Raw genomic sequence first — 308 nt, 5'->3', positions numbered from 1 at the left:
TAAAGAATTAGAGCGTATTCTACGTTTGTACTCAAAAAACGTGAATCTATTTGGACGGTTATGTGAAAAAGAGTTTGGAGAAACTCTAAGGTCTGAAAAGCCTCAAGATGTAAACTTAGCCCTATACTGCGTGATAGCGAAAGTGTTTGCTCCTTTTTCAATGCCATCCGAGAATGCAGAGTCTGTTGCTATTCATATGAAAGGTATTAAGGATGCATTATCTTCCGATGCTGAGGCATTTGATGCCTTCTTTGAAGAGATTATCGGAACCGATTTTTTAAAGAATACGCAGCAAGATTGCTTAGAAA

The 308-nt window shown here is 37.7% G+C and carries 1 protein-coding gene; it reads left to right on the top strand.

Translation table 11 applies throughout. From position 1 onward, the window contains the following. Positions 1-40: 40 nt before the first annotated feature. Positions 41-308: hypothetical protein (locus tag RMT89_RS42075; RefSeq protein ID WP_315889032.1), on the top strand; the 268-nt coding region annotated here is incomplete at its 3' end.

Source organism: Streptomyces sp. P17 (assembly GCF_032436805.1).
In the GTDB taxonomy this organism is placed as follows: Bacteria; Actinomycetota; Actinomycetes; order Streptomycetales; family Streptomycetaceae; genus Streptomyces.
This window is presented reverse-complemented; position numbering and strand designations above follow the sequence as displayed.